This window comes from Aldersonia kunmingensis (assembly GCF_001646865.1).
GTDB lineage: Bacteria > Actinomycetota > Actinomycetes > Mycobacteriales > Mycobacteriaceae > Aldersonia > Aldersonia kunmingensis.
In genome coordinates, this window is sequence record NZ_LRRB01000324.1 from 1 (window position 1) to 24697 (window position 24697).

Below are 24697 nucleotides of genomic sequence, written 5' to 3' on the forward strand. Positions count from 1 at the left end.
CGCAACGGGGGCACCCAGATCGGTGTCGCCGTCCTTGAACTGCACGGTGCCACCGGCCTCAGCCGGAGCCACGTTCGCGGTCAGGTCCACCGACACGCCCGTGTTCGCGGTCGCCGGCGCGGCCAGCGTCGTGGTGGTGGCCACGTCAGCGTCGGTCACGTTGACCACACTCGCCGCCGAGGTCGAGGTGATGAACCCGGTACCGCCGCTGTACACCGCGGTGATGCTGTGCGCACCCGACGTGGTGAACGTGTGCGGCAGAGTCGCCACACCCGCGGTCACCGGCACCGGGGTACCGATGTCGGTCGCGCCGTCCTTGAACTGGACGGTGCCGCCGGCCTGGTTGGGGTCGACGTTGGCGGTCAGGTCCACGGACACGCCCGTGGTCGCCGTCGCCGGCGCGGTCAGCGTCGTGGTGGTGGCAACGTCAGCCGCGACCACGTTGACGGTGGCCAGGGGGCCACCGCCCGCGTTCAGCGGGCCATTCTTGGTGTCCGAGGGGACGCAGCGGGTGGGTGCCCACTGGGTGCCGAGGAGGCTGGCCTTGGCGAGCAGGGTGTACCAGTTCTCGTTGTTGTTGTACAAGGCGGCATTGCCGGCGGTCCGCACCTTCGGCTGGATGACGCCGGGGGCTCCGGCCACGACCGTGATGTCGACGGCGGGCAGCTGGAACCAGCTGTCGCCAGCCGTATTGGGGGTGCCGTTGAGGTTCAACTTGGTCTTCGGCGCGACGATGCCGCCCTCGGAGTTGGTGCTGTTTTGCGCACCGTTTGCGATCACCGCGTTGTTTCCGGACAGGCGGATGATCGTACCGTTCGCATCGGCGGCGCCGGCGGTGTTGACGCGCAGCACGTTGGGGGCGACGCCAGACAAGTTAAAGCTGGTGCCGGGCACGACCGCGGCGCTGACGAAGGTGGAGTTCGCCGGGATCGCGTAGTCGGCCTTCAGGCGCGTGATGTTCGTCGTGGTGGCGCCCGAGTCCTTGTCCGGGTAGGCCGACGCCAGGTTCTGAACCCGGTAGGTGAAGGTCTGCCCTGCGTTGACCTGCGCCGGCGCGTCGACACTGACCGAGTACGCCGTCGGCTTGTCCACGTTGCCGATGATCGACGTGGCCGCGCAGAAGTCGGTAAACGGCACGACGGTGACAACAGCGGAGGCGGGGCTGCCAGTCAAGGCAAGCCCCGCGGCTACAGCGACGGCCCCGGTGCATGCCACCGTCCGTCGAATTACTGGTCGATTCATAGGGAGAGGGTCTTTCGTCAGGGGTTCGCCGATGTCGGGCTTTTGACCAACATCGGCGGCGCGGGGGGGCGCGCCGGAAACTTAACAGGATCGTAACGAGGATCACAAGACCTTCTTAAAGACGAATGATTCACATTCGCGAAGTGCCACATAGGTCTTCGCCGATCGAGAGAACGTGTTACAGAAATGAATCGGCGAGCGACCCATACGCAGCGCCGATACTCGCAGTAACACGTATCCACACCCATTTCCGACGGGGTGAACGTGTTACAGAAAACGAGTCGGCGAGCGACATAGCACTTCGCGATCGCGACACGCTGCACACTGGTTCCGGATCCGTCGGCCGCATCAACCGGCGCCCAGGGACTCATCGGAGCCGATGGCTGGTAGCGGATTTCCTATCCGTAGAGTATAATGCGCGCTCGGTTGCGAGCCGCGCCCGTACCGCCGCAAGCCGGCGTTCGCACAAGAACGAAATACTCCGCGAGACCGAAGAATCGACGGGCACCGCCTGGCACTGGCTCAACCCCCGCCCGAATTACTAAGCATCACAACGAGATGCAGTCGACGCCGGGAACCGCCCGTAGCGGAAGCGTCCGCACAGCGGGGCTACGCCCGGTTAACGTGGCGATACGGCAAACGCCACAGGAAAGCGCGCACGCGCCACCGCCCTACACAAGTTGAAGCGGATCTCCACCGGAATCTGTCGCGAAACAACGTCTACGAATCCCACCGGCGGCCAACACCCATGGCTTCTCGTTCGAACGACGTTCCTCATTGGCGTCAGGGGTGGTGCACACGGACACCTTGGGCGCAGTAGGCGGTCCCTCGCTGACAGTGCGGTACGGCCTCACCAAGGACATCCACACCTACAACGTCGCGAAGATCAACTCGCACGAGATCGTCGCGATGTGGCACGACGCCAAAACGCGACGAAACTATCGGACAGCGTCGGCTACATATTCCGTGGTCCCGGTTGGCGGCCTCAACCGACCTTGGAAACCCTCAGCAGTCGCATTCTTCGAACTGACGCTAGAAGATTGCGACCCGCGACATACGCCGCGCCCTAAACGTTAAACCTGAACTCCACCACGTCGCCGTCCTGCATGACGTACTCCTTGCCCTCCATCCGGACCTTGCCGGCGGCCTTGGCCGCATTCATCGACCCCGCCGCGACGAGGTCGGCGTAGGAAACGACCTCGGCCTTGATAAAGCCGCGCTCGAAGTCGGTGTGGATGACGCCGGCCGCCTTGGGTGCGGTGTCACCCTTATGGATGGTCCAAGCGCGTGCTTCCTTCGGTCCGGCCGTCAGGTAGGTCTGCAGGCCGAGGGTGTGGAACCCGGTGCGGGCGAGGGCGTGCAGACCCGGCTCGGTCTGCCCGATCGAGTCGAGCATCTCCTGCCGGTCCTCCTCGTCCAGCTCGAGCAGTTCCTGCTCGACCTTGGCATCGAGGAAGACCGAATCGGCGGGAGCGACGGAGGCCCGCAGCTCCGCGACCTTCGCCTCATCGGTCAACACCGCCTCGTCTGCGTTGAACACATAAAGGAACGGTTTGGTCGTCAGCAGGTGCAGCTCACGCAGCAGCCCGAAATCCAGCTGGTCCTTCACGCTGAACAGGGTCGTACCCGCTTCGAGGAAAACCTGAGCCTTGACGGCTTCCTCGTGCTGGGGCTTGAGTTCCTTGTTCTTCTTCGCTTCCTTCTCGAGCCGCGGCAGCGCCTTCTCGAGAGTCTGCATATCGGCGATGACCAGCTCGGTCTCGATGATCTCGATGTCCGACGCCGGGTCGACGCGGCCGTCAACGTGCACAACGTCGTCGTCGGAGAACACCCGGACCACCTGGCAGATCGCGTCGGCCTCGCGGATGTTCGCGAGGAACTTGTTGCCCAAGCCCGCGCCCTCCGAGGCACCCTTGACGATGCCGGCGATGTCGACGAACGACACCGTCGCAGGGAGGATCCGCTCGGAACCGAAAATTTTGGCCAGCTCCTCCAGCCGTGGATCCGGCAGCTCCACCAGGCCGACGTTGGGCTCGATCGTCGCGAACGGATAGTTCGCGGCGAGCACGTCGTTGTTGGTCAGGGCGTTGAAAAGGGTGGACTTGCCGACGTTGGGCAGGCCGACGATCCCGAGGGTAAGGCTCACGGTATTCGGATTCTACGGGCACGCGAATCCTCCACCCACCACGATGGTCGTTATGGCGGATTGGGACGGCACGGCGTACGGCGATATCAGCGAACTTCAGCGCGCGATGGCGGCCGAGTCGCTATCGCTCGTGAGCCTCAACGGGAACGAACAGGTGCTCGACGTCGGCTGCGGCGACGGCTATGTGACCGCCCAGATCGCGGACCTGCTGCCGGAGGGTTCGATCCTCGGAATCGACCCAAGCCCGCGGATGATCACCGCCGCGCGGGCACGCTCCGCGCCTCCGGACCAGGGGCTACGGTTCGAGACGGGCGACGTCACGACGATGACCTTCGACGCCCAGTTCGATGTGGTCGTCTCGTTCAACGCGCTGCACTGGGTGCACGACCAGCCGGCGGCGTTCGGCCGTATCGCTGCAGCGTTGCGACCGGGTGGCCGGGCCCTCGTGGTGTTCGTGTGCTCCGGAGACCGCCGCACTGTCGAGCAGGTCGGCATGATCGTCGCCGAGGATCCGCGCTGGTCGACGGCGTTCAATGGATTCGAAGCGCCGTTCGAGCACCCGAATCCGGATATGTTCGACGCGATCGTCGACACCGCCGGACTGCGGGTCGTCGAGAAGAAGGTGATCGACCGCAGCTGGGATTTCGGTTCGCGCGAGGCTTTCGAGCGCTGGTGCCGGGTCGGCTTCTCGGACTGGACCGCGCGGATTCCACAGCAGGACGTGGACGATTTCATCGGGGCCGTCGTGGACGAATACGAGAAGGTCATCGGCCATCCGGGTCGGTTCGGGTTCATGCAGTTGCGGGCGTCGCTGCAACGTGCCTAGGGCATCGCCGTCTCCCCCTACGCTGAGCACGTGCGCCTACTCATTGCCAACCGCGGCGAGATCGCGCTGCGGATCATCCGCACCGCTCATGATCTCGATCTCGACACCGTCGCCGTGCACAGTGAAGACGATCTGGACAGCCCGCACGTGCGCGCCGCGACCGAGGCGATCGCACTGCCGGGCACGGGTGCTTCGGCCTATCTGAACATCGCCGCAGTCGTCGACGCGGTCAAGCGCAGTGGGGCCGATCTGGTGCACCCCGGCTACGGCTTCCTCAGCGAGAACGCAGCCTTCGCCCGCGCGGTCCGCGACGCCGGCGCGACCTTCGTCGGACCCGATCCCGAGCACCTCGAACTGTTCGGCGACAAGTCTGCGTCCCGCCGCGCCGCTATCGCCGCCGAGGTGCCAGTGCTGGCGGCCACCGATGGCCCGAGTAGCGCCGATGCGATTCGCGCGTTCTTCGCCGACCACCCCGACGGAATCATGGTCAAGGCACTCGCTGGCGGCGGTGGACGCGGGCTCCGCGCGGTGCGCGCCGCGGACGCCGTGGATGAAGCGATCCGGGCGTGCGCGGCCGAGGCGCGCGCGGCCTTCGGCAGCGACGAACTATTCGCCGAGGCACTAGTCCCCCACGCCCGCCACATCGAGGTACAGATCGCCGCCGATGCCCGCACCGTTGTGGCCCTGGGCGACCGCGACTGCAGCGTGCAGCGCCGCAATCAGAAGGTCATCGAGATCGCGCCCGCACCACAACTCGACGAGACCCTGCGGCGCGCACTGCACGACGCCGCGATTGCCGTGTGTGCCAGCACGAACTACCGCGGTCTGGCCACCGTGGAGTTCCTGGTCTCCGGTACCGGCGCGAGCGCCGCATCCGAAACCGGTTTCACGTTCCTCGAGGTGAACCCGCGGCTGCAGGTCGAACACACCGTCACAGAGGCAGTCACCGGCCTGGACCTGGTCGCGGTCGGCCTGCGCATCGCCATGGGCGAACCGCTCGACGGCATCGCCCTCGCCGGATACGAAGCCCGCGGCACCGCGATCCAGGCGAGGGTCAATATGGAGACGATGTCGGCGGACGGATCCGTTATCGCGACAACCGGCACGCTGCACGCCTTCACACCGCCCAGTGGTCCGGGCGTGCGGGTGGACACCTTCGGCCGACCGGGCCTGTCACCGAGCCCGCGGTTCGATTCGCTGCTCGCCAAGGTCATCGTGCACACCGCGAGCGATTCACTCGCCGCCGCCGCACGCAAGGCAGACACCGCGCTCGCGGAGTTTGTGATCGATGGTGTGCCAACCAATCTCGAGTTCCTGCGGGCGATCCTTCGCGACGACGAGTTCCGCGCCGGCGCTGTCGACACCGGCTACCTCGACCGCCGCGGCAAGGACTTCGTGTCCGAGGTCGCGATGCCGGCCGCGATCTCGGCAACCGAGATCGATCTCCGGCCAGGTGAATTCGCGCTGCGTGCCCCGATGGCGGGGACAGTTTTCGAGGTCGCGGATGAGGGCGCGGAACTGGCCGCGCACGAACCCATCGTCGTGCTCGAGGCCATGAAAATGCAGCATGTGCTCACCGCCGGAACCGGCGCGCGAGTGCTTCGCATCCTCGTCACCCCGGGCCATACCGTTCGGCCGGGCGCTCCATTGGCGCTGTTCACCGCTACCACTGGTGACACCGAAATCGATGCGGTGCAATCGGATCTGGACGACGTGCGGCCCGATCTCGGCGAGATACACCGACGGCACGAGGTCACGCTCGATGCCGCCCGACCCGACGCGGTCGGGCAGGTGCACGCGCGCGGCAGGCGTACCGCCCGCGAGAACATCGCGGATCTGGTGGACGAGGGCAGCCTTGTCGAGTACGGCGCGCTGGCCATCGCCGCTCAGCGTGCCCGCCGCAGCGAGGAAGACCTGATCGCCAATACCCCCGGCGACGGCATGGTCTGCGGTATCGCGACGGTCGGCGCAGACGAATTCGGCCGCGACAAAGCACAGGTCGCCGTGCTGTCCTACGACTACTCGGTGCTGGCTGGGACGCAGGGCGCACGCAACCATGCGAAGACCGATCGCATGCTCGAACTGGCGGCCCGCAAACGACTCCCGTTGGTGTTCTTCCCCGAGGGCGGCGGCGGGCGGCCCGGTGACACCGATATCCCGCCGGGCGCGTCGCTCGACGTGCCGACCTTCCGGGCCATGGCCGCGCTGCAGGGTCTGGTCCCCACGGTCGCTGTTGTCTCGGGTCGCTGCTTCGCCGGCAACGCCGCGCTGGCCGGCGTATGCGACGTGCTGATCGCCACCCGCGACGCCAATATCGGAATGGGCGGTCCGGCAATGATTTCCGGTGGCGGGCTCGGCGAGTACCGGCCCGAGGAGATCGGCCCGATCGACGTGCAGCGCAACAACGGTGTCGTGCATGTCGTGGCCGATGACGAGGCACACGCGGTCGCGGTCGCCAAGCAGTACCTGTCGTATTTCCAGGGCTCGGTTGCGGATTGGCAGGCGCCCGATCCCCGGCTGGCACGCCATGCCATTCCTGAGAACCGCCTGCGCGCCTACGACATTCGTCGTGCCATCGAGGCGATCGCGGACGTCGGCTCGGTCCTCGAACTGCGCGCCGACTACGGGGTCGGCATCGTCACCGCGCTCGTCCGTGTGGAGGGCGCGCCGATCGGTCTCGTCGCCAACAGCAGCCACCACCTCGGCGGTGCGATCGATGCCGAGGGCGCCGACAAGATGACCGATTTCGTCGCACTGTGCGAGGCATTCCGGCTACCCATCGTGTCGCTGTGCGACACACCGGGTTTCATGGTCGGCCCGGACACCGAGCGGACGGCGGCGGTACGCCGGTTCGGCCGGCTGTTCGTCACCGGCGCACGCGCCACGGTGCCGTTCGGCATGGTCATCCTGCGCAAGGCCTACGGACTCGGCGCGATGGCCATGGCCGCCGGGTCACTGCGCGCCCCCGATTTCACCATCGCCTGGCCCACCGGAGAGCTCGGGCCGATGGGCCTCGAGGGAGCGGTCCGGCTCGGGTTCCGCAAGGAACTCGCCGCTGTCGCCGACCCCGCCGAACGGGACCGACTGTTCGACAGCCTCGTCGAACAGGCCTACCACCACGGCAAGGCACTCAACGCGGCGACGAACTTCGAACTCGACGACGTTATCGATCCGGCCGACACCCGCACCTGGATCGCCAGACTGACGACGCCTAGGTAGCGCCCGGCGAGATCACGCGTAGCCCGTACATGTAAGTCGTGAGGTATTCGGCGATCATCGGCGCGCGCATTGCCTTGTCCTCCGGGATCGTGATCAGCAGTGCGTACAGGCCGACGAGGAATGACACTCCGTTGTGCATGACGTCGACGTCGGCAGGGATCTCGCCGCGTTCCTTGGCGCTCTGCAATTCCTCGACAACTGCGACAATCACCGGGTAGTTGGCCCATTCCTCCGACGGCGGCCTCGTGGTGGAAAAGTGCAGGGCCAGAAAGTCTTTGAATAGTTTGCGGCCGAGGCGCCGCTCCAGCTTCTCCAGAACCCGCACAGCCTCGGTCAACGTCGCCCGGACGTCATGCGGGCGGGCGAAGAACCGCGTCAACTCGACCGCCATACGTTCTTGCTCGCGCCGCTCGAGCTCGAGCAGAACATGTTCCTTCGTCGGAAAGTGAAAGAAGAAGGTCCCGTGCGCGACTCCCGCGGCCGCGACGATTGCCGCGGTGTCGGCTCCAGCCAAGCCGTTGCGCTTGAATTCTGCGATCGCTGCACCCATTAGGCGCTCACGCGTCTGAGTCCCTTTGGTGCGCCGCTCGGGTGTCGTCGCCTTCAGTTGCCCGTCCGTCCTCTTATTTGCCGGCACCGCGCCGGACGCCGGGCCCCATCCTACGCCAGATTACTGACTCGACTCAGTTTTCTTCTTCCCATCCGACGGATCGAGCGATATCGTGCGAGTCGAGCAAGGGTGCAGGCCGAGGACACAACTCATCGGTCCGTCATGGCTAGTAGGCAGGCTATGACTCAGCGCCCCACGTCCATAGCAACCTGACTGAAGTCAATTCTTGGAGGTGTGGAGTGCAGATCTTGGAAGAGGTCCAGGACCTGCCCAAGGCGGGCAACATCAAAGCCCAATGGGTGAGCTTGTGGACCGGCCCCGCGGTGGGCGCCGTGCTCCTCGTGGCAACGCTGGCGTTTCCGGGTTTCTGGCCACCCATGTCACCGACGATGTCGGCGGACCAAGTGGCAGCGTTCTACGCCGACCACACCGCGTGGATGCGGTTCAGCCAGGTGACCTTCAACCTGTGCGGGATCATGGTGCTGCCGTTCTTCATGGTGATCTGCGTGCAGATGAAGCGCATGAAGAGCCAGAGCCACATCTTCGCCTACTGCTACCTGACCGCATTGGTCAGTGGTGCAACGATTTTCGCGTTGTCGAACATCTTGTTCCTGGTAGCGGCGTTCCGCCCGGACCGCAGGCCCGAACTCGTCATGCTGCTCAACGATCTGGCGTGGATCGTGCTGATTGCGCCGATCGGCATGGTGGTGAGCCAGTTCCTGCTCATCGCCGTGGCCGTCTATTTCGACAACGGCCCGGATCCGGTGTTCCCGCGGTGGGTCGGCTACTACTCGTTGACCACCGCCGTCGCGATGGTTCCCGCCGCGGGCGCGGCCGTCGTGCAGACCGGCCCGCTTGCGTGGGATGGCTTCCTGTCGTTCTGGGTACGCAACGGCGCGTTTGTCCTGTTCATCATCGTCATGTTCTTCGTACTGCGCCGCACGATCATTCGGCAGGCGGTCGACGAAGGCGTGGTGGCCAGTTGAGCACCTTCACACCCGACCGGAGCGCCGAAGCGCCGGTGCAGCCGCCGGGCGGCAAGCCGGACGTCAGGTTGATGACGTGGTTCTTTCCGGCCTGGTACGGCGTCTTCGGGGTCATCATCTGCCTATTGGCGAGGGTGACACCGCCGCCGCGGCCGGATGTGAGCGATGCCGAGAAGGTCGAGTTCTTCACCGCCCACGGGCTGACCATCCAGATCGGTTTCTGCCTCCTGCTGATCCTGCTCGGCGGCGCCGCGATGACAAACGGACTCGTCGCGTATCACATGAAGCGCATGTCGGTGGGATCGGTTTTTGCCTACGGCTACATCGGCGGGATGGCCGTCGGCGCACTGCCCGGCTTTCTGCTCGTCGCGGTGTGCTTCCTGACAGCGACGTTCCGCGCCGATCGAGAGCCCGAACTGGTCGGACTGCTCTACGACCTAGGCCTGCTGTCCTACAACGGATCACTCGGCTGTTTCACCGCCGCGTACTTCGTGCTCGCGGTCGCCATCCTCTACGACAAGAACGACATCTTTCCGAAATGGTTCGCCTACGTGACGATCTGGCAGGTCATCACCGAGGTCATCGCCACCCAGATGTTCGTGTTCGAATCCGGCCCGTTCGCCTGGAACGGTTCGATCGCCTTCTGGTGGGCGGTGGTGGTGTTCTCCGTCTGGCTGTGTGCGCTGATCTTCATACTCCGGCAGGCGGCCGCGAACGAACCTGTCGACGAACCGGCACTGGACTGAGGCAATCGAAATGACGCAATCAGACGCTCTGCCCGTTCCGGCACCGACGCCGTCGGACGAGCCGGAGGCAGCTCCCCGCGCACACCTTCCCGGCGACGGAAACATGTGGGTGATGGTCCTCGGCGACCTGATCATCTTCGGCGGCTACTTCATCATCTACATGATCTACCGGAACATGTATCCGGACGAGTTCCTGGAAGCGCAGCAACATCTCGTCATCAACCTCGGTGTGCTCAATACGGTTGTCCTGCTGACGAGTTCATGGTTCGTGGCCCGCGCCGCGTTCGCGGCGCGATCGGACCGGCATGAACACGCTGTGCGGCTCCTCTACGCCGGCGGACTCCTCGGCCTGCTGTTCATGGCGGTCAAGGGCTACGAGTGGTACACGAAAATCAATGCCGGGCAGACCAATTCCGAGGTCTTCTACTCGTTCTACTACGTGATCACCGGTGTTCACCTGGTGCATGTGCTGATCGGCCTGATCGTGCTCGGCGTCCTCGTGCGCGAGCTGCGAAACCCGTCGCGGCGACGGGTGTCGGTCATCGAATCAGGCGCGGTCTATTGGCACATGGTCGATCTGCTCTGGGTGATCATCTTCGCTCTTCTGTATGTGATGAGGTAGCCATGACGAACCAAGCGAACGCCTCGCCCCGCCCCATTTCGCAGCGGAGCATCACCTGGGCCTGGCTGGCACTGGTCGCGATCACGATCGGGTCGGGTTGGCTCGCACCGGCGCATGTCGCAGGTCCAGTGCAGCCCAGCACGGCCATCACCTTCGTGGTCGTCGTTCTGGCCGCGATCAAATCGCGCGTGATCATCCAGTACTTCATGGAAGTGCGCGCGGCACCCCGGTGGCTCATACGAGCCACCGACGCTTGGCTGACGGTGCTGGTCGTCGCGATTCTCGGGATCTACCTCAGCTAGCCGCGATTACGAGGCACCCATCGCGCCAGCCGATGCCGCGGAGATGAGCGCCACCGCCTCGTTGCGGCTCAGAGACCCCAGGAACCCTGCGGCGGCACGCATTTGTTCGCCGGCCATCAACGTCGGACCGTTGCCGAGGTTCTCGATTGCCTCGGCAACCACGTCCTCGACGGCGGCCGCGCCTTCGGGAACCGCGTCTTCACTGGAGAGTTGGCCACGGCTGTGTTCGAGTCGGCGTAGCGCCGGGGTGTTCGTCTTGCCAAGGATCACCCCGAGCACATCCACGCCCTCGCCGTGCAATTCGGCCCACAGCGATTCGGCGAACACCATGTCGAAGGCCTTCGAGGCGCCGTAGGCCACCATGTTCGGCCCACCGGCCAGTCCGGCGCCCGACCCGAAGATCACGATGCCGCCCCGGCCGCGCGCCACCATCGGCTGTGCAAGCTGGTGGCACAGCTGCATTGGTACGACGCAGTTGCGCTGCACCATCGATTCAGCGGTCTCGATCGAATTGGACAGGAACGGCGCGAAATTCGGGTCGGCCCCCGCGCAGTACACGAGCATCCCGATCTCGAGATCGGCCACGCCCTCGAGGATCTGCGCCGCGGCCTGTGGCTGTGCGAGATCCAGTGCCAGCACGCGAGTCCCCACACCATGTCGCTCGGCGATGCCGGACGCGACGTCGTTCAGCACCTCGGCGCGACGCGCAATCAGCACGACGTCGACACCACGCGCCGCGAGTGACTCGGCAAACGTCGCGCCGACACCGTCGGACGCACCGGCGACGAGCGCCCACGGACCGTACTTGCGCGCGAATTCCGTTGTGCTAGTCACGGGTTCGACACCACCACAACGCGCACCGAGGTGAACACCCGGTTCGCGATGCGCCAGCCGTCGCCGGTGCGGAGGAGGTCGTCGTCGTAGAAGCCGACCGCATTCACGCCCGATGCATTGTCGGCAGACATGACGAAGGCGTCTACGTAGGTCCGTGCCTGTGCTCGGTCACCGTCGACGGTGACGACGTGATTGCTCATCCGGTGCATGGTGTGACCGGCCGGCGCATGTACTGCCTCCATGAATTCGGTGACCGCGCCGACGCCGTTCCACTTTCCGATGTCGCCGTAGTCCAGCACGCAGTCCTCGGTGAACACGGTCCGGAACAGCGGCCAGTCCCGCCGATCGATACCGGTGGCGTAGCGCAACAGCAGATCGTTGATGTCCTGGCGGTCTTCTCGCTCGGTCATGATGCAGCTCCATTGGGATGAACGATGATTCGGGGTGGTCCCTCGCCGCGGCGGGCGAAGTCGATTGCGGCGGGGACATCGTCGAGATCGATCACCCTGCCGATACTCGGCGTCGGGTCGAGCCGACCTGCGGCGATCGCGTCGAGCGTGCCGTACCAGTCCTGTGGCATCGGGCCGCCACCGAACTGAATCGTCACACCCTGCCGCGTCGCGGTGGTGATGTCCAGGGTGTCACCGGTGTACCAGCCTCCGGCGCAATAGATTCGGGTGGCCATGTCCGCGGACTCGACGAGTTTCTGGATCAGCCCGGAAGCGCCGACGCACTCGAACACCACCGCCGGACCCCACAGATTTCGTTCGGCGCGGAGTTCCCGCCAGACATCGAACGGCGATTCTTGCGCGGGGTCGACGACGACATGCGCGCCGAAGCAGTCGCGCGCCAGTTCGCGTCGCTCGGGATTGAAGTCGGACACGACGATCGGGTCGATGCCCCGGGCCGCGAGCGCCGCTACCGCGGACAGGCCGATCGCGCCGGCGCCAATCACGATCGGGATCTCGCCGGGCGCGAGAGCGGCTGAGCGAACATAGAATTCGCCGACCGCAAAGGCATCGACCAGTGCGACCGCATCGCTTGCGACATCGCTCTCGACCCGTCGGGCAATCCCTTCGGCGACCACGACCAATTCACCGAAGCTGCCCTGTGCGTCGGGATGCTGACCGATGATCCGGGCTCCGTCGGCACCGCCGTTGACGAGCCGGATGGGGATCGAGGTCACCCGAGTGCCGACCGGGAAGTTGTCGGTCGTGCCCGGTCCGTGCCCGATGACCTCACCGACGAATTCGTGGCCGAGCACGATGTCGCGATCGGCGTCATAGAGCGATCGACCGGTTGGATCATCGACACCCATTTCGGGATGGTCCATGAAGTGCACATCCGAGGCGCAGATCGCCGTGCTCAGCGTCCGCAGGAGGAGTTCACCCTCGCCCGGCACCGGGTCCGCGGTGTCGCGGACCTCGAGCTTTCCCTCACGCAGCACAACCGCACGCATTCGGACCTCCGATTAGGTGATCTCTAATATTCGAGATACTCTCTCGATATTTCGAACGGACTGTAAGCGGCAGCAGCGAGAGGAGTCAACGATTCCCACATCGGCACCCACAAAACGCGTGCTCGACGTGCTCGAGTTGGTCGCCCGGGGCGATTCACTTCGCTTCTCCGATATCGCGCGCCGCCTCGACCTGACACAGGGCACCGCGCACGCGATCCTCGCCACGCTGTCCGACCGCGGCTGGATCACCCGCGATCCGTTGGACAAGTCGTATTCGCTCGGACCGGCAATGGCTGTCGTCGCCGCCCGCATGAGCACGGCTCGCCCACTGGCACACTCCGCACAGGCCGTCGCCGCGCAACTGTCGGCAGACACCGGTTACGCGGCCTCGGTCGTGGAGCGGGTCGATGATTCCCTCGTGATCACCGCATTCGAGGGCGGTGGCCCTGCCCCTGCCGGAGCGCCCGGTGAGCGCATCCGCTTCGCGCCCCCCTTCGGAGTCGCCTTCGCGGCCTGGGACTCCCCCGCTGGACGCCGCGCATGGATCGATCGCGCCCCCGCCGATAGCCCGGAACTCGTCCGCCGGCTCGACGAGATCCTCACGCGTACCCGCGAGCGGGGCTACGAAGTGGACTGGACGACACCGGCATTGGTGCAGGCCGCGCATCTGATGAGCACACTGCCCAACGAGGGTTTGCCCGATCACGTCCGCGAGATCACCGATCAACTCCTCGTGGAATTCACCACCATCGGCCTGCTCGGCAACGACGATCCCGCGCGGGACGCGCAGTCGGTCGCCACCATCGCGGCGCCGGTGTTCCGCGATCATCGCGTCGCACTGATCGTTGCTGTCCACCCGCTGCGGGCGCTCACCTCGGCCGAGGTCGACGAGGTCGGCAGCCAACTCGTCCGGGCGACGGCCGGAATCAGCGACCGGTAGCGACCGCTTCCGGGGCGGGCAGGACCGATTGGGCTCTCATCGCGAGGTTCAGGTGATAGGTGACGATCGCGAGTGTGAACAACCCGATCGCCATGTAGGTCACCGCGCCGAATCCTTCGACGGCAAAATCGACGAGCGCGTTCAGGAACGTGAAAACCAGTGCGGCATAGCGCAACCACTGCAACGGCCACACCTTCGTAGTGCGCGTTCGAGCGATCATCGCCGGCAGCGAGAGCGCAAAGGTGATCGTCGCGCTGACGAGCAGGATCACCGATGAGATGGAGGCGCCCTCGAGTTCGAGCTTGACGTTGTCATCGTCGTAGTAGACGCCGCCCATCGAAATGCCGGTCACGCCGAGCGCGAACGACAGGAACGACGTGACCACCGTCAGCCAACCGACCACCGGTATCCAGCGCGGGCTGCGGAAGAAGTCCGGGATCAGCCGCTGGGCCCGCACCTGCACCGCACGCAACCTCGCAGGCGCGGTAGGGGCCGCGTCGACGAGTGCCCGTACATGCGCGGCCTTTTCGGCGTCGGCGCCGCCGGCGAGTGCACGGTCGATCAGATGCCGCGCCTCGACTCGGCGATGGGGTGCGATCCCCCGCGCGACCCCATCCGCGGCGATCGACGCCGCCGACGCGAGGCACTCGTTCGCGCTGAGCGGCCGGATGTCGCGCGTGATGCGCGAGGCAATGAGCAAGATGAACACCGAGATGTACATGATCTCGGCCGACGGTCCGTAAAAGTAGTCGTTGTCCTTCGTGACGAACTTGCCGACCTCATCGAGGAACAACCCGAATCCGACGCCGCCCACGATGACGGCGGCCACCCGAACCCCCGCTCCCAGCAGCAGCCAGCAGATCAGCAACGCGACCACCATTGCCGCACCGCCGTACAGCGCGTGCGCGATGTGCAGACTTCTGCCACCGACCTGCGGATAGCCGCTGAGTTCGAGGTACGCCCGGGTGCCAAGGATGGTTGCGACGGTGATCAGGAGGAATGCCTCCGCCAGCCCCGACCCCCCGGACACGCGGGTGAGAGGCCAGCGTCGTACAGCTTGTTCGGTCATCGCCCTGCCTCCAATCGGCGTCGACTTGCCGCACATCCGCTGTACACCAATTCGGGGTCGGTCGTGTCCGATTCGCCATGTCCGATTTCCGCTAGCCTCGATGGATGTGCATCGGCACAGTGGAGGCATGACCGCAACCATCCGCACCGCGGCGCTCGACTTCGAGCGGTGCTATCGCGCGGCGTCCGCGCGTGACGCACGGTTCGACGGACAATTCGTCACCGCCGTGCGCACCACAGGCATCTACTGCCGCCCGTCGTGCCCGGCGATCACCCCGAAACCAGGCAATGTCTCCTTCCTGCCGACCGCCGCGGCCGCACAACGCGCGGGGTACCGCGCCTGCCGCCGCTGCCTGCCCGATGCCGCGCCCGGCTCACCGGAGTGGAACGTCCGCTCCGACCTGTCGGCGCGCGCGATGCGTCTGATCGCGGACGGCACGGTCGACCGTGTCGGCGTGGCCGGACTGGCAGCCGCGCTCGGCTATTCGTCGCGACAACTCACCCGCACGCTGACGGAGGAACTCGGGGCCGGCCCACTTGCCCTTGCCCGCTCGCACCGCGCGCAGACCGCACGCCTGCTCATCCAGCGCACCGATATGCCGCTCTCCGATATCGCGTTCGCGGCGGGTTTCAGCAGCATCCGGCAGTTCAACGACACCGTTCGCGAGGTCTTTGCGGTGACGCCCACCCGGCTGCGAGAGGAGGCGGCCAAGCGCACGTCCGCCGATGCGGCTGTTGCTGCGGGGACGATCACGCTGTCGCTGCCGTTCCGCGAACCACTCGACCGGTCGTGGCTCGAGTGGTTCCTCCGCTCGCATGCCGCCGGAGGTCTCGAGGCGTGGTCGGGCGACGGGTACGTGCGCGCCATGCGCCTGCCCAACCGCCACGCGGTAGTTCGAATCACTTTGGAGCCCAAGCATGTCCGGGCTCAGATCGCTCTTGCCGATATGCGGGACCTTGCCCCCGCGGTCGCGAAGCTGCGCCACCTGCTCGATCTCGATGCGGATCCGCGGGCTGTCGACGACGCACTGATGCGCGACGAACTGCTCGCCCCAGCCGTTGCGGACACGCCCGGCATCCGGGTACCGGGAAACCTCGACAGCACCGAACTACTGATCCGCACCATGATGGGCCAACAGGTCTCGGTGGCCGCGGCCGCGACGCACACCACCCGCCTGGTCGCCGCCCTCGGCGAACCCGTCACCTCCGACGCCCCGGGTGTCACGCACCTGTTCCCCACCGCCGAGTCGATCGCCGAGCACGGCGCAACCGTGCTCACCGGCCCGGCCCGGCGAATCGGTTCGATCGTCTCCGCGGCCGGCGCGCTCGCGGACGGCAGCCTCGCATTGCACGCCGGGCGGGAGGCCGCCGAACTGCGCGCCGACCTGCTCGCGCTGGACCATGTCGGGCCGTGGACCGCGGACTACGTCACGATGCGGATCCTCGCGGATCCCGACGTACTGCTCGGCACGGACCTCGTCGTCCGGCAGGGCGCCGAACAACTCGGCATCTCACTTCACGACTCCGCACACTGGGCGCCCTGGCGCTCCTACGTATCCATGCACCTGTGGCGCACCGCGTTGACGCGCCGCTCAGCGAGGAGGTTGGCACCATGAACGTCATGCACGCGACGCTGGAAACCCCTGCGGGACCATTCACCGCAATGGTCGACGCCGACGGCGTGGTCCTCGCCTCGGGGTGGACCGCCGATCCGGAGGCGCTGCGCGGGCTGATTCACCCGACGCTGCGACCCGCGGATTCCGCCGTCCGCGCCGAGCTCGGCGAAGCCACCCGAGCGATCGAGGCGTACCACCGGGGCGACGTCACCGCGGTCGACGCGATACCCGTGGCCCAGCGATCCGGCGAATTCCTTGAACACGCGTGGCGAGTGCTGCGCAAGGTGCCGTCCGGCACCACGGTGACCTACCAGGGCTTTGCCGAGCTCTCCGGCAGGCCCGCAGCGACCCGCGCCGCGGCATCCGCATGCGCCCGAAACGCCGCGGCGCTCTTCGTGCCGTGTCATCGTGTCGTCCGAACGGACGGCGGTATGGGTGGATTTCGTTGGGGCACGGACGTGAAGCGGTGGTTGATCGCGCACGAACGACACGAAGAATGAGACGCTGATCGCGAGTCCCCGCCAGCAGCCCCGGTTTGGGGCGGACCGGAAGGATCGCGCGTGACCGAGGAAGACTCGAAGCCCAACGGAACCACAACTTCCTCGGGAGCCGATCGCGGCGCCGTGATCGGCCAGGGCCTGATCTGGGTGGCCAAGTGGGCGCTGTGCATCGTGGCAATTGCCGCTGGTACATGGGTGCTCGGCTTCATCCTTGCCCGGCTGTGGGTGATCGTGCTGCCAGTGCTGCTCGCCATCGTCGTCTCCACCGTGCTGTGGCCACCCACCAACGGGCTGACCAGACTCGGGTTGCGCCCCGGCGCCGCCGCGGGCATCACATTGGTGGGCTTCTTTGCGATCGTGGGCGGTGTCATCGCGCTGATCGTCCCGTCGGTTGTCGACCAGGTGCCGGAATTGGCAGACAAGGCCACCGATGGCGTGAACAAGGTGCGCGAGTGGATGCAGGGCCCGCCCCTCAACATCGACGACGACCAACTCGGCTCCGCCGGGGACGCCATCGTGTCACGCGTGCAGTCCAGCGCCGACCAGATCGCGTCCGGCGTCTTCTCCGGTGTGTCGACGGCGACCTCGGTGTTGATCACGTTCTTCCTGGTGCTGGTGCTGTCGTTCTTCTTCATCAAGGACGGGCCGCGGTTCCTGCCGTGGATGCACGCGGTCGCCGGGTCGAAGGGCGGTCGGCACCTCGAGGCAGTGGCGATCAGGTCGTGGTTCACCCTTGGCGGCTTCATCCGCACCCAGGCGCTGGTGAGCCTCATCGATGCCGTGTTCATCGGCACCGGCCTCGTGATCCTCGGCGTCCCACTCGCTCTCGTGCTCGCCGTGATCACCTTCTTCGGCGGGTTCATCCCGATGGTCGGTGCGTTCGTGGCGGGCGCGCTCGCGGTCCTCGTCGCGCTGGTGGCCAACGGCCTCACGACGGCACTGATCGTGCTCGGCATCATCATCGCGGTCCAGCAGATCGAGGGGAACCTGCTGCAACCGATGCTGCAGAGCCGAACGATGAAGCTGCACGCGGTGATCGTGCTGCTTGCGGTGACCGCGGGCGGCTCGCTGTACGGCATCCCGGGCGCGTTCCTCGCCGTTCCGGTCGCCGCGGTTGCGGCGGTGATCATTCGCTACATCGGCGAGCAGATCGATCTCCTCGCACCGGACCCCGACGCACCAGAAAACGCTATCCAGTCACAGCAGGAGCCAGACGAGAGCCAGCCCGCCCCCGAATGACGTGCAGGCGGCTAGGGATTCGCTGCCGCATCTCGTCGACATGGCTGACAATGCCGACCACTCGGCCGCCGGCGCGCAGTTCGTCGAGCACGCCCATCACAGAGTCGAGAGTCTCGCTGTCGAGGGTGCCGAAGCCCTCGTCGATGAACATCGTGTCGAGCACACGTCCGCCGCAATGTTCCGCAACGGTGTCCGCAAGGCCCAGAGCGAGCGCAAGGGAAGCCAGGAAGGTCTCGCCGCCCGAGAGCGACTTCGCGGGCCGCACCTCGCCGGTGTAGTCGTCGCGCACATCGAGCCCGAGTCCACCGCGCTTGCCGCGCGGGCCCGCGGCATCGGAATGCACGAACTCGTATCGCCCGCCAGACATCCGGCGCAACCGCGCCGAGCCTGCGAGGGCGACTTCTTCGAGGCGAGCAGCCAACACGTACGAGCGCAACGACATTCGCCGGGTGTTCTCGCCGCGGCCGGCGACCAGGTCGGCCACGGCAGTGAGTTCTGCCTGCCGCTTCAGAACCGGGGCGAAACGATCCACCGCCGTCCATAGCTCCACGGTCAACGCCTCGAGCTGCCGAGCCCGACCCTGCGCCTCGGCATGGGCGGCCACCGCGGTGGTGTGCGCAGTCTTTGCCGTTGTGACGCGCTCGACAAGCGTGTCCACATCCGCGGGCTCGGTCTCGCTCAGGGCGGCGATGTCTGGTTCGGCGAGCACCGCAACGGCATGCGCACGTTGGTTATTCGCGGCCTCGATCGCGTATTCCGTGTCCTTCAGCCAGTTGGTGTCGCGATGTGCCGCGCTCACCTCGTCGGCGTCTGCGAAGCCGGCATCGCGCAGAACAGTCTCGGCGCGGGCTGCCAGCGCCGCCGCAGAATCGCAACCGCTGCGTGCCGATTCGCGGAACCGGCGCAGGTCGGTCGCGGAGCCGACGAGCTCAGCAATGCGGGCGTGCCGGTGCCGCACGCTCTCGTCGCCGCCCGCGGCCACCCGCAGCTGCTCGCGCAGTTCGGCGAGTCGGACGGCGAGTGAGTTGCCAACCGCCTCCAGCGTCGCCGACTTCTGCCCGAGAGCACGCAGCTCGTTGCCGAGTTCCTCTTCGCGACCACGCAGTTCGGTGACGCGAACAGCGCGGGGCTCCGCCTCGGCGGCGAGCCGCTTGGCTGTTGCCAGCTGTCGGCTGACCTCCTCCAGCCGCGCCGCGAGCTCTGCCGGGTCGCCGTCGCCGCCGCGCGCGGCGCAGGCTTCGATTTGCCCCCGAAGTTCGGTCACCACAGCGCCGGCGCCATCGCGCTTCTGGGCGGCCTTACGTTCGGCCGCGACCGCGGCGTGCTCCTCGGCGTCCGAAACCGGGTCACCGATCGGCGCGGCGGGCGCGGGATGCTCGGTGGCACCGCAGACCTGGCAGGGGTCGCCGTCGACGAGTCCAGCGGCCAGTTCCGCCGCCATGCCGGCAAGTCGACGCTCGCGCAAGTCGAGTTCATGCTCGCGGGCATCGCTGTGCGCGACCCTCAGCCGCTCGTATTCGACTGCTGCCCTCTCCAATTTCGCGCGCAGCCCAGCCATCTCAACTGCGGCCGCAGCGACCGCCTTGGCGCGATCGCAGTCGGCGGTGTGGGCAGGAACCGTGGCGGCAGCCTCGCGTGCCGCGCCCAGCGCGGCCTCGGCGTCGACAATCAGTTCGGGCAGCTCCGCTCGCGCCGCGCGAGCGGCGGCCATTGTTGCCTCGGCCTGCTCGGCGTCGGTGACACACTGCCGGTGTTCGGCGGCGAGCCGATCGGCTGTGTCGGCCTCAGCGACGAGGTCGCCGAGTCGACCGAGTTCTGCTGTCCACGCTTGGATCTCGTTGTCGAGCCGCAGGCTCGACTCACCCGACAGATCCGGGAGTTCCTCCACATCGAGGCCGCCCTCGATCCCGGCGAGCCGTTCCGCCTGCCGTGCAACCACATCCACGGCGGCATCGGCGGCGCGGCGTGCCTCGGCTGCCTCGGCAATAGCCGCCGAGGCAGGGACGGCCCGGTTCGCACGCGCCAGCACAGCGGCTCGCTCTGCGCGATCGGCCGTGCCTGCGTCAAAGGCGTCCAATTGCTCGCGCGCAATCCCGCGACGTCGATGCAGGTCCGCGATCCGTCGCGCGTGCGCAAGCTCGTCCGCAGCCTCGTCCGCATCGCGACCGAAGGTCTCGACCCGGCCGCTCGCGACCGCCAGCTCGGCGCGCGCGTTCGTCAATAAGCCTGTTGCCCAGCCGAACTGCTCCTCATGCGAGCCGGGCAAAGCCTCCCCGACCTCGGCGGCTTGGCACACCTTCGCGACGAGCTGGTCGATCGCTGCGCGCTCGGCGTCGAGCGCCGCCGCGCCCTTCCGGCGCTTTTCGGCTAGCCATTCCTCGGCGGTGCCGAAGCGTTCGGTGTCGAAGAGCCGCTCGAGCAACTGTTCGCGATCGTCGTTGTCGGTCCGCAGGAATCGTGCGAAATCGCCCTGCGGCAGCAATACCACCTGAAAGAACTGGTCGGCACTCATCCCCACCAGCCGGAGTACCTCGTCGCCGATCTCGGGAATTCGCGAGAGGTTCTGCCCCTCACCGTCCAGCCAGGTCAGCGTTGCCGAGGCCGGCTGCGTCCGCATCCCCGACCCATCCCGTTTGAGGCGGGCGTAGTCCGGGCTGCGCGCGAGCCGAACGCGACGACCACCGAGGGTCGCCTCCAGGGCAACCTTCGGCACAACACCAACGGGCGCGTGATCCGATCGAAGTCGCTTCGCTTCCTTGCGCGCTCCGGGAACCGTTCCGTAGAGCGCGAAGGCGATGGCGTCGAGGATCGTCGTCTTGCCCGCGCCGGTCTGCCCATGCAGCAGGAACAGTCCGTCCGCGCCCAACGTGTCGAAGTCGACCACGGCAGTCTCGGCGAACGGGCCGAATGCGGTGATCTCGAGCTTGTGCAACCTCACGCGGGGACCGCCAGCGCAGCCGGCGAATCGGAGTCGATGTCAACTCCGCGATCGGCCTTCTCGCGGACTGCGGCGGCCAGCGCCTGCGCGACCCAGCCGAGCTCGGCCTCACTGGGCTCCGTATGCACGTCGGTGAGGAAGTTGCGCGCGATATCGAGATCGCTGCGACCCTCGACCCGCTCGCGGTAGGCCAGATCGGGCCGACCGCCGGGGGGCTGCCATTCGATGTGCACCGCGTGGGGGAAACGAGTCTGTAGCCGGCGCATCGCATCCACCGGCCGCACCTCATCGGTGAGGACTGCGGAGATGTAGTGGCTCTCGCACGCGGCGTAGGCAGCCGATTCCAACAGTTCGTCCAACGTACCGTTCAACCGGCTGAGCCCTCGCACCAGCGGCAAATCGATTCGCTGCACCGACTGCAGCCCGGACTCGTCGAAATCGATGAGCCACACAGCCTTTCGGTGCGATCTCTCGCCGAACGAGTACGGCAGCGGCGAGCCCGAGTAGCGAACCCGGCTGGTGACCGTCTGCGGCGAGTGCAGGTGGCCGAGCGCCACGTAGTCCACGCCGTCGAAGCAGGCGGCCGGGACCGTCTCGACACCGCCCACCGAGATGGACCGCTCCGATCCCGTTGCGGCCGCGCCGGAGACGAAGGCATGCGCGAGAACCACCGAGCGGATGCCGTCGCGCGCTGCAATATCCGCGCGGACGCGGGCCATCGCGGCATCGACGATCTCGGCGTGCGAACGTGCCTGCGGAACACCGAGTTCGACACGGGTGAGTTCGGGCTCGAGGTAGGGCAGGCCGTAGAAGGCGACCTCACCGTGCTCGTCGGACAGCAGCACCGGCCGGTCCACACCAGCGACGGTGGTGAACAGATGCAGCCCGCCGGCCGCCGCGAAACGCGCGCCCGCGCCGAGTCGTGCGGGCGAATCGTGGTTCCCCGAGGTTGCAACGATGACCGCGCCGGCAGCGCGGATGGCCTCGAAACCGTTGTTGCAGACGACGATGGCGTCGGCACCTGGAATCGACCGGTCGTACACATCTCCCGGAACCACAACGACATCAACATCATGCGCCGTCACGAGTTCGGCGATCGCGTCGAGGCAGGCGGCCTGATCGGCAAGGAGGTCGACCCCGTGAAAGGTCCGACCGATGTGCCAATCCGAGGTGTGCAAAATCCGCATGTCTTCGACGGTAGGAGATGACACCGACAAACCCCGTTGTGTCTCGGGGCGTTTCGCGTCGCAGTTACCGAACTTGTCGGTGGCATGGGGCATTCTGCTCGCCATGACCGTCGCGACCGCTTTCGCTCTCGCCATTGCCCTGGCCGTGGGAGTCGTTGTGGGCTGGCTGCTACATGCCAGTCGCGCGGGTGATCGCGCGGCCCGCGCAGAGGCGCGGCTGGCCGCGATGCAGGAGAACGAGCGGCTGCTGCGGCAGTCGCTCAGTGCCGCGAGCGAGGACTCGGCACGGCGTCACTCTACGGCGATCGGAGATCAGGTCGAGGCATTGGTCGGTCCGCTGCGCGTCGCCGTCGGGGCACTCAATGATCAGGTCGACAATGTCGAGCGCAACCGGATGGAGGCCTACGCCGGTCTGCGTGAGCAGGTCGCAGGCATGCACCGCACCTCGCAACAGCTGACCGATCAGACCGGTCAGCTCGTCACGGCGCTGCGCGCGCCTCAGGTGCGGGGCCGCTGGGGCGAGTTGCAGCTCGAGCGCGTGGTGGAGCTGGCTGGCATGACGCGGCACTGCGATTTCGACACCCAGGTCGTGGGCGATGGTGTCCGCCCGGACATGGTCGTGCGCCTCGCGGGCGGTAAGCAGATCGTGGTGGACGCCAAGGTGCCGTTCGCCGGTTATCTGGACGCCGCGCAGGCCCGCACGGACGCCGAGCGGAACGAGCACCTGGCCCGGCACGCGCGCCACGTTCGTACGCACGTGGACCAGCTCGCGGGAAAGACGTATTGGGCGTCCTTCGACCCGTCGCCGGAATTCGTCGTGTTGTTTCTTCCCGGAGACCCGTTCCTCGATGCGGCACTCACCACCGATCCGGGACTGCTCGACTACGCCTTCGGCAAGAACGTGATCCTGACCACGCCGACAACTCTTATTGCGTTGCTGCGCACCGTTGCCTACACCTGGCGCCAGGAGGCGCTGTCCCGCGAGGCGGCGACCATCCAGCAGCTCGGTCGCGAGCTGTACAGCCGCCTCGGCACGGCGGGCAAGCATCTCGACCGGCTCGGCTCGCAACTCGGCAAGGCAGTCGACTCCTACAACCACACTGTCGCGTCGATGGAGACGCGTGTGATGGTCACCGCACGCAGGCTCAACGAGATGGACCTGTTCGATGGCGACGTCGAGCCGATCCAGCAGGTCGATTCGTGGCCACGCGCGGTTGGGTTCGCTGATCCCCGGGTTGGCGACGGACATGCCAACGACGTATTTCGAACTTGAACGGTTAATGTCGTGGGGTGCCATCCTCGCAACGTGCTCGCTCCGGAGTACCGGTTTCTCAGCGGTCGATACTCCAGGACGTGCCGGGCGTGTCGGCAATCTCCGCGGTGCTCATCGCGGGCGGTGCCACCCTCGTCGGCGTACTGCTGTGCGCGGCAGGCGGAGATGAACTCACCCGCACCTTTTCAGTGCTCTACCTGGGCGGATGCATCGTCGCGGCACTCATGGTTCGCTATCGCGGCCTGTTCACCGCGGTTGTCCAGCCACCGCTGATTTTGTTCATCGCCGTGCCCGTGGCGTATCAGTTCATGTCCGACGACAGTGGCGTCTCCCCGAAGGACATCGCACTCAATGCGGCGATCCCGTTGGTCAACCGCTTCCCGCTGATGCTGTTCACCACATTGGTCACTCTGATCATCGGTGGTTACCGGGTATATCTGAAGCGCAGTGGCCCGGTAGTCGCGAGCGAGCGCCGCAGCAAGGAACCGCGGACTGCGACGCAGCCGCAGACCTCACCGGCCACCCCCGCGCGGGACACCACCCGGGCGGAATCGACCAGCCGCCCCGAAACGCCTTCGCGCCAGCGCACCGAACCTGCGGGCACTCAGCGCCAGCGGCAGGACCCGCCCACTCAGCGCCAGCAGCAGGCGGCACCGACCCAGAGGCGACGGCAGGACGCACCGGCCCCGCGGCCGCGGCGAACCGAGCCAGAGGGCAACCCGCGGCAGGAGACACCGCCTCGGCAGCGCCAGGACGCGCCGACTCAGCGGCAGCCGCGGACGCCAACCGGACAGCAAGCCCGCACACCGCAACAGCGCGCGCAGCGACCGGCACCGACGTCAACCGTTCGCATGCCCACCGCACGATCCGCTTCGGACGTACCCGAGCACCCGATGCCGCAGGTGCGCTACCGCGACCAGTAGGGCCGCATCACCGCGCACTTT

General features: G+C 66.6%; 21 protein-coding genes. 12 read left to right on the plus strand and 9 right to left on the minus strand.

Going from position 1 to position 24697, the window contains the following annotated elements:
• Positions 1-1173 (minus strand): Ig-like domain-containing protein (locus tag A8G08_RS25710; protein WP_245673005.1); only part of this gene is annotated, 1173 nt, incomplete at its 3' end.
• A 1135-nt stretch (positions 1174-2308) separates the two neighbouring features.
• Positions 2309-3388, minus strand: coding sequence for a redox-regulated ATPase YchF (gene ychF / locus A8G08_RS25715; RefSeq protein WP_068280723.1), 1080 nt, complete (start codon positions 3386-3388; stop codon positions 2309-2311).
• A gap of 52 nt (positions 3389-3440) precedes the next feature.
• On the opposite strand from ychF, the gene A8G08_RS25720 reads away from it, so the two are divergent.
• Positions 3441-4214, plus strand: coding sequence for a class I SAM-dependent methyltransferase (locus A8G08_RS25720; protein ID WP_068280870.1), 774 nt, complete (start codon positions 3441-3443; stop codon positions 4212-4214).
• Positions 4215-4244: 30 nt separating this feature from the next.
• On the plus strand, positions 4245-7433 hold the full coding sequence (locus tag A8G08_RS25725; protein ID WP_068280724.1) for an acetyl-CoA carboxylase family protein: 3189 nt from the start codon (positions 4245-4247) through the stop codon (positions 7431-7433).
• Here the strand turns inward: A8G08_RS25725 and A8G08_RS25730 are convergent.
• A complete protein-coding gene (locus A8G08_RS25730; protein WP_068280729.1) occupies positions 7426-7983 on the minus strand; it encodes a TetR family transcriptional regulator in 558 nt (185 codons plus the stop codon). The two genes, A8G08_RS25725 and A8G08_RS25730, sit on opposite strands and share 8 nt — an antisense overlap.
• Positions 7984-8282: 299 nt before the next feature.
• On the opposite strand from A8G08_RS25730, the gene A8G08_RS25735 reads away from it, so the two are divergent.
• The 4 genes from A8G08_RS25735 to A8G08_RS25750 are packed head-to-tail and all read left to right on the plus strand — an operon-like array spanning position 8283 to position 10699.
• Entirely contained in the window at positions 8283-9029 is a 747-nt protein-coding gene (locus tag A8G08_RS25735) for a hypothetical protein (RefSeq protein ID WP_068280732.1), read from the plus strand.
• Positions 9026-9775: a hypothetical protein gene (locus tag A8G08_RS25740; RefSeq protein WP_068280735.1), complete on the plus strand. Its 750-nt coding sequence runs from the start codon at positions 9026-9028 to the stop codon at positions 9773-9775. Before A8G08_RS25735 ends, A8G08_RS25740 begins: the two co-directional genes overlap by 4 nt.
• 10 nt (positions 9776-9785) lie before the next feature.
• The gene (locus tag A8G08_RS25745) at positions 9786-10397 is read left to right on the plus strand and encodes a cytochrome c oxidase subunit 3 (protein WP_068280741.1); all 612 of its coding nucleotides are present in this window, start codon (positions 9786-9788) and stop codon (positions 10395-10397) included.
• Positions 10398-10399: 2 nt separating this feature from the next.
• Positions 10400-10699, plus strand: a complete 300-nt coding sequence (locus A8G08_RS25750; RefSeq protein ID WP_068280743.1) for a cytochrome C oxidase subunit IV family protein — start codon at positions 10400-10402, stop codon at positions 10697-10699.
• A 6-nt stretch (positions 10700-10705) separates the two neighbouring features.
• On the opposite strand, the gene A8G08_RS25755 is transcribed toward A8G08_RS25750, so the two are convergent.
• From A8G08_RS25755 to A8G08_RS25765, 3 genes are read right to left on the minus strand one after another with little or no spacing between them, the layout of a single operon-like run.
• Entirely contained in the window at positions 10706-11533 is an 828-nt protein-coding gene (locus tag A8G08_RS25755) for an SDR family NAD(P)-dependent oxidoreductase (protein ID WP_068280750.1), read from the minus strand.
• On the minus strand, positions 11530-11943 hold the full coding sequence (locus A8G08_RS25760; protein WP_068280752.1) for a nuclear transport factor 2 family protein: 414 nt from the start codon (positions 11941-11943) through the stop codon (positions 11530-11532). Before A8G08_RS25760 ends, A8G08_RS25755 begins: the two co-directional genes overlap by 4 nt.
• On the minus strand, positions 11940-12992 hold the full coding sequence (locus A8G08_RS25765) for a zinc-binding dehydrogenase (RefSeq protein ID WP_068280753.1): 1053 nt from the start codon (positions 12990-12992) through the stop codon (positions 11940-11942). Before A8G08_RS25765 ends, A8G08_RS25760 begins: the two co-directional genes overlap by 4 nt.
• A gap of 118 nt (positions 12993-13110) precedes the next feature.
• Between A8G08_RS25765 and A8G08_RS25770 the strand changes: the two genes are divergently transcribed.
• A complete protein-coding gene (locus tag A8G08_RS25770) occupies positions 13111-13932 on the plus strand; it encodes a helix-turn-helix domain-containing protein (protein WP_068280759.1) in 822 nt (273 codons plus the stop codon).
• On the opposite strand, the gene A8G08_RS25775 is transcribed toward A8G08_RS25770, so the two are convergent.
• Positions 13919-15001, minus strand: coding sequence for a hypothetical protein (locus tag A8G08_RS25775; RefSeq protein WP_068280760.1), 1083 nt, complete (start codon positions 14999-15001; stop codon positions 13919-13921). The genes A8G08_RS25770 and A8G08_RS25775 overlap by 14 nt on opposite strands.
• A 127-nt stretch (positions 15002-15128) precedes the next feature.
• Here A8G08_RS25775 and A8G08_RS25780 point away from each other — a divergent pair, with 127 nt between their 5' ends.
• Genes A8G08_RS25780 through A8G08_RS25790 form a run of 3 tightly spaced genes read left to right on the plus strand, consistent with a single transcriptional unit; the run spans position 15129 to position 18355 of the window.
• The gene (locus A8G08_RS25780; RefSeq protein WP_068280761.1) at positions 15129-16616 is read left to right on the plus strand and encodes an AlkA N-terminal domain-containing protein; all 1488 of its coding nucleotides are present in this window, start codon (positions 15129-15131) and stop codon (positions 16614-16616) included.
• Positions 16613-17116: a methylated-DNA--[protein]-cysteine S-methyltransferase gene (locus tag A8G08_RS25785; protein ID WP_068280763.1), complete on the plus strand. Its 504-nt coding sequence runs from the start codon at positions 16613-16615 to the stop codon at positions 17114-17116. Before A8G08_RS25780 ends, A8G08_RS25785 begins: the two co-directional genes overlap by 4 nt.
• Positions 17117-17176: 60 nt before the next feature.
• A complete protein-coding gene (locus tag A8G08_RS25790; RefSeq protein ID WP_068280764.1) occupies positions 17177-18355 on the plus strand; it encodes an AI-2E family transporter in 1179 nt (392 codons plus the stop codon).
• On the opposite strand, the gene A8G08_RS25795 is transcribed toward A8G08_RS25790, so the two are convergent.
• Positions 18306-21293: an AAA family ATPase gene (locus tag A8G08_RS25795; protein ID WP_068280765.1), complete on the minus strand. Its 2988-nt coding sequence runs from the start codon at positions 21291-21293 to the stop codon at positions 18306-18308. The genes A8G08_RS25790 and A8G08_RS25795 overlap by 50 nt on opposite strands.
• A complete protein-coding gene (locus A8G08_RS25800) occupies positions 21290-22480 on the minus strand; it encodes an exonuclease SbcCD subunit D (protein WP_068280766.1) in 1191 nt (396 codons plus the stop codon). Before A8G08_RS25800 ends, A8G08_RS25795 begins: the two co-directional genes overlap by 4 nt.
• Positions 22481-22583: 103 nt before the next feature.
• Here A8G08_RS25800 and A8G08_RS25805 point away from each other — a divergent pair, with 103 nt between their 5' ends.
• Together A8G08_RS25805 and A8G08_RS25810 are read left to right on the plus strand one after the other, a co-directional pair.
• On the plus strand, positions 22584-23753 hold the full coding sequence (locus A8G08_RS25805; protein WP_068280767.1) for a DNA recombination protein RmuC: 1170 nt from the start codon (positions 22584-22586) through the stop codon (positions 23751-23753).
• Positions 23754-23842: 89 nt separating this feature from the next.
• Positions 23843-24676, plus strand: a complete 834-nt coding sequence (locus A8G08_RS25810) for a DUF6542 domain-containing protein (RefSeq protein ID WP_157108809.1) — start codon at positions 23843-23845, stop codon at positions 24674-24676.
• Positions 24677-24697: the final 21 nt, after the last annotated feature.